Annotated in this window: 12 protein-coding genes; 4 read left to right on the forward strand and 8 right to left on the reverse strand. The window is 56.5% G+C overall.

Annotated elements, in window-relative coordinates; all coding sequences use genetic code 11:
• The first annotated feature begins 60 nt into the window (after positions 1–60).
• A complete protein-coding gene (locus DFP89_RS17725; RefSeq protein WP_114350706.1) occupies positions 61–291 on the forward strand; it encodes an AbrB/MazE/SpoVT family DNA-binding domain-containing protein in 231 nt (76 codons plus the stop codon).
• The gene (locus DFP89_RS17730; RefSeq protein ID WP_114350707.1) at positions 281–688 is read left to right on the forward strand and encodes a PIN domain-containing protein; all 408 of its coding nucleotides are present in this window, start codon (positions 281–283) and stop codon (positions 686–688) included. The genes DFP89_RS17725 and DFP89_RS17730 overlap by 11 nt, the downstream gene beginning before the upstream one ends.
• Before the next feature lie 223 nt (positions 689–911).
• Here the strand turns inward: DFP89_RS17730 and DFP89_RS17735 are convergent, their stop codons facing one another.
• The 8 genes from DFP89_RS17735 to DFP89_RS17770 form a co-directional block, all read right to left on the reverse strand.
• Complete coding sequence (locus DFP89_RS17735; protein ID WP_114350708.1) at positions 912–4,265, reverse strand: DEAD/DEAH box helicase; 3,354 nt, start codon at positions 4,263–4,265, stop codon at positions 912–914.
• Positions 4,258–5,121, reverse strand: coding sequence for a hypothetical protein (locus tag DFP89_RS17740; RefSeq protein ID WP_147273351.1), 864 nt, complete (start codon positions 5,119–5,121; stop codon positions 4,258–4,260). Before DFP89_RS17740 ends, DFP89_RS17735 begins: the two co-directional genes overlap by 8 nt.
• 378 nt (positions 5,122–5,499) lie before the next feature.
• Positions 5,500–5,811, reverse strand: a complete 312-nt coding sequence (locus DFP89_RS17745) for a DUF6958 family protein (protein ID WP_114350710.1) — start codon at positions 5,809–5,811, stop codon at positions 5,500–5,502.
• The gene (locus DFP89_RS17750; RefSeq protein ID WP_114350711.1) at positions 5,804–6,340 is read right to left on the reverse strand and encodes a GFA family protein; all 537 of its coding nucleotides are present in this window, start codon (positions 6,338–6,340) and stop codon (positions 5,804–5,806) included. Before DFP89_RS17750 ends, DFP89_RS17745 begins: the two co-directional genes overlap by 8 nt.
• A gap of 69 nt (positions 6,341–6,409) precedes the next feature.
• Positions 6,410–7,066: a TetR/AcrR family transcriptional regulator gene (locus DFP89_RS17755; protein WP_114350712.1), complete on the reverse strand. Its 657-nt coding sequence runs from the start codon at positions 7,064–7,066 to the stop codon at positions 6,410–6,412.
• A 351-nt stretch (positions 7,067–7,417) separates the two neighbouring features.
• A complete protein-coding gene (locus DFP89_RS17760; RefSeq protein ID WP_114350713.1) occupies positions 7,418–7,771 on the reverse strand; it encodes a cupin domain-containing protein in 354 nt (117 codons plus the stop codon).
• Between the two features lie 433 nt (positions 7,772–8,204).
• Complete coding sequence (locus tag DFP89_RS17765) at positions 8,205–8,393, reverse strand: multicopper oxidase domain-containing protein (RefSeq protein ID WP_035746442.1); 189 nt, start codon at positions 8,391–8,393, stop codon at positions 8,205–8,207.
• Complete coding sequence (locus DFP89_RS17770; RefSeq protein WP_035746440.1) at positions 8,390–8,734, reverse strand: ArsR/SmtB family transcription factor; 345 nt, start codon at positions 8,732–8,734, stop codon at positions 8,390–8,392. Before DFP89_RS17770 ends, DFP89_RS17765 begins: the two co-directional genes overlap by 4 nt.
• 56 nt (positions 8,735–8,790) lie before the next feature.
• On the opposite strand from DFP89_RS17770, the gene DFP89_RS17775 reads away from it, so the two are divergent.
• Together DFP89_RS17775 and lspA are read left to right on the forward strand one after the other, a co-directional pair.
• Positions 8,791–9,645: a cation efflux transmembrane domain-containing protein gene (locus DFP89_RS17775; protein WP_036708216.1), complete on the forward strand. Its 855-nt coding sequence runs from the start codon at positions 8,791–8,793 to the stop codon at positions 9,643–9,645.
• Positions 9,642–10,142, forward strand: a complete 501-nt coding sequence (gene lspA / locus DFP89_RS17780) for a signal peptidase II (RefSeq protein ID WP_072298298.1) — start codon at positions 9,642–9,644, stop codon at positions 10,140–10,142. Before DFP89_RS17775 ends, lspA begins: the two co-directional genes overlap by 4 nt.
• Positions 10,143–10,306: the final 164 nt, after the last annotated feature.

Genomic DNA, 10,306 nt, shown 5'->3' on the forward strand with positions numbered 1-10,306 from the left:
GGGGGCCGCCAGGATATACATTATCGACGATGTGTATCATTCAAGGCGGAGCCAAACACCATGCAGATCGCGAAATGGGGTAATTCTTTGGCCGTCCGCCTGCCCGCGCGGATGGTCCAGGAACTCGGGCTGAAGGCGGGCGACGAGATCGAGATTACTGCGGCCGATGCCGGGCTTTTTCAGATTCACCGCCGACGCGATCCCGAGGAAATTCTGGCAAAGCTTCGCGAGTTTCGCGGATTGATGCCCGAGGGCTATCGGTTCGATCGGGACGAGGCGAATGCCAGGTAGGTTCTTCGACACGAACATCCTGCTTTACTTGCTTTCTGACGACCACACCAAGGCTGACATTGCCGAAGGGCTGCTGCGCGGCGGTGGAACCGTCAGCGTGCAGGTGCTGAACGAGATTGCGAATGTCACGCAGAGGAAGCTCAGGATGAGCTGGTCGCAGACGGATGAGTTCCTGCTCATGATCCGTGAATTTGTGACCGTCGAGCCGTTGACCTATGAGACGCATGACCTTGGTATCGCCTTGGCGCGGAAACACGCGCTGTCTGTCTATGACGCGGTGATCGTTGCGGCCGGGCTGCTAGCTGGCTGTGATAGCTTGCTGTCAGAGGACATGCAGGATGGATTCAGGGTGGCCGATAGGATCACGATCCGTAATCCATTCGCCGCGCAAATATGATCCGCGCAGCTATCTATGATGGATCGCCATGTGATCACCCGTCCAGGTTAGGAGCAGGGTCGGCGTGTTTTCCCTCGCTGGACTATGAAAGTTTGGGCGGAAAGCCGGCTTTCGCTGCAGTTGCAGCGAGCTTATGCGGAGATCGAGAAAGCGGACCTTGGTCACGAAAATCTCTGAAGGATCCTTCCACCAGAAAGTTCTGCTTGGTTTGCTTTCGAGCGTCTCACTCAGAGTCGCTATCCTTCTTGAGCAGCTCTTCCAGGGCCTTAAGATCATCTTCGTTAATATCTTCAAAGAGCGATACGGCCATCGCGTTCGTTACTTTTGTTCGCACGGCGTCCCAATCGTCAGAAGGGTCATGCTCGATGTACTTTGAGATACCTTCGTACTGCTTCTGCACTTCGATGCGCGCTGACGTGGATAGCTCTCGGCTAACCGCAAAGTGATAGGGTGTTGGAAAGCCGAAACGAACGAGTTGTGGTAGGAAGCCCGGCATCGGCGCAAGGTCCGTGCCAGTGGCAAGTTCAATTTCTGTTACCAACTGCGCTAACGCACTCATAACGAAGCTAATCTCGGACGCAAAGCGGTTCGAAAAGCGCCTCGCGAACTTCGCCATCCCGTCGGACTTGGTGGGTATCTTGACCGGGGCTTCATTTTTCACAATGAAACCCAATACTGTTGCATCCAGTTCCAATAGAGTCTTCTGGTCAAACCAGTCTGACAGGAGCTCTCGAATGCCAGCGAGTGCCACAGTTCGCTTTGCCACTTTGTCCTTCTGGTTCTTGTATGCTCTCGCAAATATCTTCTCCAAGCCCTCGGGCCTGAAGAATGCGTCAAAGTCTTCCTCCTTGGGGTCGAACTGATCCAATACCCATATCGCCCAATCTATAGCCTGAACTGATGGCCATGGTGCTGAAGGAAGCGCACTTTCGAGCTTGCGGACAAACTTAAGGCTCGCCCCCGTTTTTGCGGCGAGCGCCTCTTGCCATGTAGCAGGAGTTTCTGGTTCGGCGTCAGACAGCACTTGTTCAAGTTTCTGTCTGCGACCATTCAGCCATGCATCAGCGTTTGCGGCGTCGGCAGACCGCTTCTGGAAGTATCCAAAAGACCGAGAAGTAAGTAGCTGAAAAGGAGTTGTTCCCTCCTCGTTTGGCTTCAATGATACAGTGAGTTTTCGCGCGAGGTACTCAGCGACGGGACGCCCGGTGGCCTCTACCTCTATTTCGTCAAGCAATGTGCAAAGCGGATCAATAAGGGGAACACATCTGTCTTTGGACGAGAGAACCATACTGGTGACTACGGCCTCTCGGGGCACGTAAGTGTTCAAATCGCAAGGAACCGGATTGCTGGGGACAACTAGAGCTAAACCCGTAGAAGCATGACCAGCGCGGCCTGCGCGCCCCAATGCATTCAGAATTTCATGCTCTTGCATGTTTTTTCGTTTTTCAGTCTCGGGGTCTAGTCGGTCGGTCCCGGCAAGAATTACGGCATCACAGGGAAGGTTTAGCCCCTGCGCAAGTGTGGATGTCGCAACAAGTACGTTTAGGCCGCTTTCTTTGGACCGAAACAATCCCTCAACAAGTCGACGCTCGTAAGGAAGAAGCTCACCATGGTGGACCGCCGCAATTTTGCTCCCTGCGTCATAGATGGATTCTACTTTCCCGATCTCCTCAATCGCAGTTTCCCTCAAAACGGACTGATCAGCCGTAAGTGTCGGTTCGATAGCAGAGAACCGAGCGTTAATCTTGTTGGCCGTTGATATTGTGAAGTTGATGCTTTCACAGAATACAAGAACCTTGATGCCATGCTGCGCAAGCTTGACCGCCAGTTCTGCGGCCACCTCGTTGCGGTTCGAGGTAAGCCAGCGGTATCCGGTATTGTTGGGGCCCCCAACGCCTAGCGGCATCGGGGAATCCGAAAGGGGCTTTAGGGCACTCGAACTGTCGGGCTGTGGTAGCCAGTTCGAATCTAGTGAGAACAAGCCGTAGGGAATGGCCAACACGTCTGGGTTGACGCCATTGTTCAATTGCGTAGTGAAATTGCTCAGGTCGGTGTGTGAATACACTACACATCCGCGGAGCTGGCGTGTCGGCTTCCACTCATAGTCAAAGGCCACGAAGGGACGACCAGTTCGGTTTTCGAGCCAGTCCTTCAGCTCTGATCCATTAGAGATCATCGCAGACAGAAGCAAATAATCGGAACTCTCATTGATCTGACCGAATTGCAAAAAGCAAAGCATAGCGTCGATGCTTCTCCGGTCAGCTCGAATGCCGCTGGGAGAAGTAGGATCGATGGCGGCGCTCATCAGGTGAAATTCATCGAATACCAACAGACCAACGTTTTGAAAAAGATGGGGTGCGAAGGTCAGAAGAGCAAAACACTTCTCAGGCGTCATGACAGCAATGTCGGGCAGTCTTTCCACTGTCTCGTCCAATGTAAGCTCGTCAAGGCTTTGGGCTACAGCTAGCTCTGAGAGACGTTCATTAAGATCAAACTCTACTTGTGAGACGAGCGCATGGGTCGGTGCCAGATACAGGACGGTTTTTCCTGACGCCAACGTCGCGGCAATCTTCAAGCCAGATAGAGTAGATTTACCTGTGCCAGTTGGCGTGGTCATGATCATGGACGAGCCCGCATCTAAGAAACCAGTTGCAATAGCAGCTTTGTGGTTCTCCCAGATTAGAGGCCATCTCTTGGCCTCCCGGATTATCCAGTCACGCCAAGCTCCGTGATCAGTGCCATTCGGGGTCGGAATGCTCACCAATAGATTGTCAGCCACAGCTCCGAGGGCAATGCGCAATAGGGAAGCGAGATGGTGCGGTCCGGGAAAAGTGGTCAACGCGACAATCGGAGTGTCAGCCACGCCTTCCAAACTCTCTGACAAAGGCCCAGCTAGAGATATAACTCGTTGAAGAGTAGAGTGTACGTCTTCAAGAGCCACAAGTTCCAAATGTCCTACTGAGAATTTCGAAAACGTAATAAGTGACCGAAGAATTTCCCTGTAAAGCAGGTCGGTGGCAAGTGCCTCACTTGTTTCCGAACTAGCATCTACCTGTTCGATTTCCGTGTTGGAGATGTCTTCATGTTGCCCCCGTGCAAGACGGCCGAGCGTCAGGATCAGCAGTCGCCTAAGTGCATTTTCTTCACCAGTCGCTCTAATGCTGCGACCGACCTCCGCCGCATCGGAAAACCGTTCAGAAGCCAGAAAAAGCAAGGAGGAAGCGATATCAGGCCCGATGCAATCCTCACTAAGAAGGCTTTGGCGCTCTTCAGTCAGAATTAGCCCATCTAATCGATCAACGATTTGACGTGCAGATCCCGCAACGAATGCAATTGATCGCAAGCGTTCCGGATTCACGCCCAAAGCAACTTGAGCCTCAAAAACATCTGCCAATCGACTCATCTTCGACCTGACGGCAATCAGTTCGTCCGGCAGCGTCTCTAAGTTGTCTGCTAGAAGCCGCGCGGTCGCTATTTCTACGCTGGCGGATGTGAGTAACTCGACGAGTTCCGACGCATTTAATTTTTTTAGGTCCGGCGATCCTGCGATTAGTTCTTCGGTTACCGGATCAAACATTTTCGGCGATCCTCTTTATTTCTCTTCTCACCTTCCTCGCCAGAGCTTTCAAAAATGCTCGGGTATTATCGGATGGTAGGATTTCTGCTAGCCGTACAGTGTCCGCGCCGAAAGCGTGTTTTTCAAAATCTTTAAATATATGTTGGTAGCCGCCTGCGTCCGCGTTCGCTGGCATGACTGTCACCGCAACTCTAAATGCTCTTGTCTGCTCGTATATCAGTGCTTCAAGTAGCTCCTCCTGCTTGTCGCCTTCCAGGTCTGATTGTTCTCTCAAAATAGCAGTGATAGCATCTAGGAGTTCCAAGTCCTTGTCACCTTTAACGATGCCGTCGATTTCGGTCCAAACACTTCCCTGAACAAGGTTCTTAGGATTGATTGAAGCTTTGTCTTCGCAAAGCACCACTCTCGAAATTGCACCATATGCATCTTCGATACTCACGAGCAGGCCGTCAAAACCCTTGTCTGCCCTGCGAACATGAGGTGGTGTAGCGAGCGCGGTTGGCATGTCGATAGATGCTGCAACCCACGAAAGATGCTGAAAGAGCAACCCGTCGCGTTGCTCGATCCGCTTGTTTTTCTTGTTGTTGGCCGTTTTCTTCTCTTCCGGGTCTGTGCTTGAAAGGTTTGACGCAATGTCTGAGAGCCTTATGGAAAGAAGAGATATCGCATTCTCGAACACTTTCCCCGGAAAACCAGCTTTGCTTGGTTCTAATTGATTGATTATTTGAGCTGCATGTTTTGGCTTACGTAGGTAGAGCCATGCCAAAGTGCGGACTAGCCGGCCTTCGTCAATAAGCGCCCATTGCGAGAAGTTGCAGGTTGGTGAAAGGTCGGCTTTTTGAAAGGTAAATGGCATAGCTGCTCAGAGGCGCTCCGAAGTTTTCTTCCAGCCTACTTCGCGTTAGAGGTGATTGTAAGCGTGAGATTGCACCTGCCCCATCCTCATCCGCAAAATTATGTAGGTTCGACGAAGGGCCGGTCTGGTGGAGCTTACTTGCTGCGTCGGTAACCTCGCGAACGGCCGGTGATGGGATGTTGCGGCGCAGCGCAGGGTTCGCCGCCGACGGTCGGCTTAGGGCCGTCACCGTCCGCAGGCTTGGCGTGCCAGGGCGAGGTGCATGCCGCACCGCCGCATGTCCGCTTCGAGCCCTCCTTTACGAATGCTGCGCGTTGCGTCAATGTCAGCTATGGTACCGCCGCCATCTCTATCGATCGGGTACATTGACCAATCGTGTTATGTCGATTTCCCTGTCCTGAAGAGCCGGACCGCTCCCTTGCCGCTGCGCTCGATCACGCCTTTCGCTTCGAGGTCGAGCTGCACCGCCTTCAGCCACCACCCGGCCTTCTCGCCGCCCGGAAACAATTCCTGTGACAGGTTCGGCAACAGCGCGGCCTTAGCCTCTGCGACGGACATACCGGGCGCCTCGGACGGCAGCACCGGAAGCAAAGCATCGCGCATGGCGATGAACTTCGCCTTATTCACTCGTTGAACGTGATGCGGTGACGTGATGCTCTCGATCTCGATTTTCTCGTCGGCGTCAGACATTGATCTCTCCCGGGTTTGGCGTTTTCTGGTTACGGAACCCCATTGCGACCCAGGCCCCGAAGAGCTTTGCGAAGAAGCCGAGGCTCTGCTTCTTGGCGTTGGGAATGTCGTCTGGCAGCGTGGCACCTTCCGGGAGATCGGAGGCCATCGTGCGCATCGTGGGCTCAGGCTTTGTGCCGGATGGCCAAAGTCCACTGTAGAGACTCAGCCAGTGTCCGCCTTTGAACTCCAGATAGACAGGCGTGTTGCAGCAGGTGGCGATCACCCGCGTGCTGGGGGCCTCGGGCGACAGGCGGAACCCGGCCAAGTTAGCGGCCCCCACAAGAAAACGCACGCGATCCTTGCGATACATGACGAAGGGCGTCGTGCCGTGATCGGTCAAGGTCCGGGGTGCGCCCTCAAGGCCCTGCATCTTTCCCGCCGCCTCGCGGCAGGAGTTGCAGCAGCATTCGACGCTTGCGATGGGCCTCCCCTCGACTTCAAGGCAGGTCTGGCCACAGGCACATCCGATCTGTGTTGCCTTACCCATGCGCTGGCTCCTTCGCGGCAGTTAATTCGAAGGCGGCAACGATCTTTTCCGGGGTGATTTGCTGGTCGGTCATGATGATTTCTCGTAGTTGGTTTCAGATGTATTTGGCCCCACTCCGAACAGGCCGCGCACATAGCGGATGAGGTGATCAACACTTTCACGGGCGAGGTCAGGGTCTCCGGTGGCCTTGGCGAGGATGAATCCACCCTGAAGAACCGCCTGCGTGTGGCGGGCAAGGCTCTCGGCAGTCCAGTCAGCGTCGATATTATGCTGCTTGCGCGCCGCTTCGATGTCGGTCTCCAGCGTGGCGGCATGGCCGAAGATGCTGGCGGCGCAGGCATCCCGGATCGCGGGCGCGCTATCATGCACCTCCTGCGTCATGGTGCCGACGAGGCAGGTGTATTCAAACGTCTCACCGTCGATGAGGCCTTTGCGGAAATCGAGATAGGCCAGAACCCGGTCCAGCGGATCGTCCGGCTCATGATAGGGCGCGCTGGCAAAGAGTGCGCTGGTTGTCTCGGCCCAGAAATTCGCTACCGCCACGCCAAGCGCGTCCTTGGTATTGAAGTGATAGAAGAACGCACCCTTCGTGACACCGGCCGACTGGCAGAGATCATCGACTGAGGTTGCGGCGAACCCCTTGCGGCGGATCACGTCGCGCGCGCCTTCCAGAAGGCGTGTACGCGCATCACCGCGCTCGGGGGATTGCTTGGTTGGTCTTGGCATATCCGAAACATACCATACGGTTGGTATGTAGTCAATAAACCCATAAATATGCGTACTGCGGCGACGCCAAAAATCGCCGCTTGCGCACTTGAACCTTGATATCAGGCTTCGGCCGAAAGCAGACTATGCAAGTATCGCGGCGAAAGGCAGCAAGGTCCCGCACTGCCGACCTTGGGGCTCTGGACTATGCTGCGCGGTGCCACAGATGGCCGGTTTGGGGAAGCCGCGCCACGGCGTTGGTGGCACAGGCGAACGGCAGGTTCGGGCCGTCTCTGCCGGGCGGCTCGCTCACCCGGGCTCCAGCAGGCCGCGCCGCCGCATGACCGGTTCGAGCCCTTATCCGACGGTCGATCAGATGACTTTACGCTCTGCGGCAGTCCCGGCATCCCCAGTGTTAGGGGTTCCGGTTGGCTCAATGAGCAAAAGATGCGCTTCCTTACGGGCGAATGGACAATGTTCGACACCTTTAGGGACCACAAACATCTCTCCTCCTTTCAAAGTGACGGACCCGTCCCTGAGCTGGATGTCGATTTCACCTGAAAGAACAAGGAAGAAGTCATCTGTGTCTGCATGCGAATGCCATCTGAACTCTCCCTCTACCTTCACCACCATGACGTCATGACCGTTGAAGGTTGCGACCGTGCGCGGTGACCATTTTTCATCGAATGTCGCGAGCTTTGCCGCCAAGTTCACCGCCTGAGGCATCGTCTTTCTCCATATCCCTTGCTCTGGCAAGGTATCTCGCCGTGAGCGGCGAATGGCAAGTTCGTCCCGCCCTGCCGACCTTCATCCTCCCAAAATGCTGCGCGATGGACGAATGGCCGGTCTGGTGAAGCTGCACCGCGGCGATCGGCCGAGGACTGAACGGCAGCAGTGGGCCGGGCGTGCCATGTCGCTCTGCCAGGATGGTCACACGGCCTGCCGCACCGCCGCATGACCGCATCGAGCCGTTTTTGACGAATGCTGCCGAGCGACTGGACGGCCGCTTCGGCGGACCCGCAGCTTAGCGAGGTGTTCTCCGTTCGGGTCTAGACATACTCCGTAATGCGTTTCAACAAGGCGACACCGGCACCTGATAGAACGCCGCAAGAAGACGTAAGCTCTTGACGACGCCCGGTGTCGAGCGGGTGGGGTCCTGTTATGTGACCGTAAACTGCCCCATCATGCCCGCATCCTCGTGTTCGAGGATGTGGCAGTGATACATGAATGGTGTCTCTTCCGAAGCCAGCTTGTCGAACCTCAGCAGGATTCCGGTCGGACCCTGCACACGGACAACATCTTTCCAACCGATCTGCGCCGAGTCGACCGGCCGTCCGTTCTGACTCACGCCTCACGATAATTGTCACACGCCTCAACACCCTTTGCGACCACGTCGAGAAGTGCGTCCACATCGTTCAGAAGGACCGTGATGCGCGGGTTGCTGATACGGTAACGGATGAAGCGCCCTTCGCGGTCGCTGGCGACAAGCCCGCAGTCCAGCAGGCACCTCAGATGGTTGGAGACGTTGGGTTGCGATAGTTCGGTCCGCTCGACGATCTCGTGAACGGCCAATGGCTCGTTGCAAAGTGCACCGAGGATGGCCAGGCGGCTCGGGTCCGCGAAGCCGCGGAACAGCTTCGCCCGTCGCTCGATGGTTGCGCTCTTGCGGTCATCGACCAATTGCGCCATATCACTCCTCGCTGATATGTTGTTCTTCGATTCATCCTAGCAGGAATAGCGCGACCATGGCCAACACCGAAAATGCCGGATCGACGGCAGATGTCCCGCCCGTCCGTTACCGGGTTTCCGGTATGGATTGCGCCAAGGATGCCGCGCAGATCGAGCGGGCGGCACAGGCAGCCGGGGTCGCGCCCGGCGATGTGAAAGTGTCGGCCGCGACGCACATCATGACACTGACTGCACCCGAAGTGCGCCTGCCGGACATCGAAAAGGCAGTCGCGGTGACAGGCTATGGCTTCGACCGGATCGAGGGCGATGAAGACATTCCGCCGAATCCCGCCCATCAGGACCCGGCCTACCGCCGTGCCCTCTGGATCGTCGTGATCCTGAACGTGGGATACGGGGTCCTCGAAATGATCGGCGGTTTCATTTCCGGATCGCAGGCCGTGAAGGCCGATGCGCTCGATTTCATCGGCGACGGCGCGATCACCTTCCTTGGCCTGCTGGCCATCGGCTGGAGCCTCGCCTGGCGGGCACGGTCGGCCTTGATCCAAGGCATCTTCCTCGGCCTGCTCGGCCTTGGCGTCCTCGGCACGACCATCGTGCGAGTCTTCGAACGGACGACGCCGGATGCAGGTCTAATGGGCCTGCTTGGCATGATCGCCCTTGTCGTCAACGTCATCTCCGTTCTGCCGCTGCTGCGGTTCCGCAAGGGCGACGCGAACATGCGGGCCGTCTGGCTATTCTCGCGCAACGACGCCATCGGCAATGCGGCGGTTGTCGTTGCCGCCGGTCTCGTGGCGTGGCTGGGCAGCGCCTGGCCGGACCTCATCGTCGCCTTCGGCATCGCCGGACTGTTCCTGCACTCGTCTTGGGCAATCATCCGCGATGCGCGGGCCGATCTGAAGGCAGCGGCATGAACAGCCGCGTTCTGGGCGGGCTCTGCGCGATCGCGGCGTTCGGCCTCGATCAGGGTACCAAGGCGCTTGCGCTGAACACACCGGCGCTTGAGCGCGGCGTCGAGGTTCTACCCTTTCTCAATCTCGTGCGGGTTCTGAACGACGGAGTCAGCTTCGGTATGCTGGGCGGGATCGTGCCTTGGTGGGGTCTCATCGCGCTTGCTGGCGTGATCGTGGCATGGCTGCTGATCTGGTTGTGGCGCGCGCCGGACAGGCTGACGGCTGCCGCTCTCGGTCTGATCATCGGCGGCGCGCTCGGCAATGTCCTCGACCGGCTGCGTTATCGGGCCGTCCCAGACTTTCTGGATTTCCATTACGGAACATACCACTGGCCGTCCTTCAATCTTGCGGATGTGGCGATTTTCTGCGGTGCAGTCCTGCTGTTCTGGGACAGCTTCCGCTCGGCGCAGAACAAGCCCGAACGTAACCACCGAGAAGAAAACGTTACGGGGAAATAATCGATGTCCAGCATTCCATCCGCAAAGGGCATCGACAGCACGCTTGCCCTGCTGCGCAACCCATATGGGTGTTGATTGCCACTGAGATTTGACCCGGCATTGTCACCGAGAACTGACCCACCCAGTGGTTATGTTCTGCGTGTTATGATGGCGTCAATGCTAGT

This window comes from Paracoccus lutimaris (assembly GCF_003337565.1).
Taxonomy (GTDB): Bacteria; Pseudomonadota; Alphaproteobacteria; order Rhodobacterales; family Rhodobacteraceae; genus Paracoccus; species Paracoccus lutimaris.

Excerpts from the sequence above, each read along its gene's own strand:
- DFP89_RS17755 (WP_114350712.1), bottom strand. The coding sequence starts at position 7,066 with ATGCCAAGACCAACCAAGCAATCCCCCGAGCGCGGTGATGCGCGTACA.
- lspA (WP_072298298.1), top strand. The coding sequence starts at position 9,642 with ATGAACAGCCGCGTTCTGGGCGGGCTCTGCGCGATCGCGGCGTTCGGC.
- DFP89_RS17760 (WP_114350713.1), bottom strand. The coding sequence starts at position 7,771 with ATGCCTCAGGCGGTGAACTTGGCGGCAAAGCTCGCGACATTCGATGAA.
- DFP89_RS17735 (WP_114350708.1), bottom strand. The coding sequence starts at position 4,265 with ATGTTTGATCCGGTAACCGAAGAACTAATCGCAGGATCGCCGGACCTA.
- DFP89_RS17725 (WP_114350706.1), top strand. The coding sequence starts at position 61 with ATGCAGATCGCGAAATGGGGTAATTCTTTGGCCGTCCGCCTGCCCGCG.
- DFP89_RS17750 (WP_114350711.1), bottom strand. The coding sequence starts at position 6,340 with ATGGGTAAGGCAACACAGATCGGATGTGCCTGTGGCCAGACCTGCCTT.
- DFP89_RS17745 (WP_114350710.1), bottom strand. The coding sequence starts at position 5,811 with ATGTCTGACGCCGACGAGAAAATCGAGATCGAGAGCATCACGTCACCG.
- DFP89_RS17740 (WP_147273351.1), bottom strand. The coding sequence starts at position 5,121 with ATGCCATTTACCTTTCAAAAAGCCGACCTTTCACCAACCTGCAACTTC.
- DFP89_RS17730 (WP_114350707.1), top strand. The coding sequence starts at position 281 with ATGCCAGGTAGGTTCTTCGACACGAACATCCTGCTTTACTTGCTTTCT.
- DFP89_RS17770 (WP_035746440.1), bottom strand. The coding sequence starts at position 8,734 with ATGGCGCAATTGGTCGATGACCGCAAGAGCGCAACCATCGAGCGACGG.
- DFP89_RS17775 (WP_036708216.1), top strand. The coding sequence starts at position 8,791 with ATGGCCAACACCGAAAATGCCGGATCGACGGCAGATGTCCCGCCCGTC.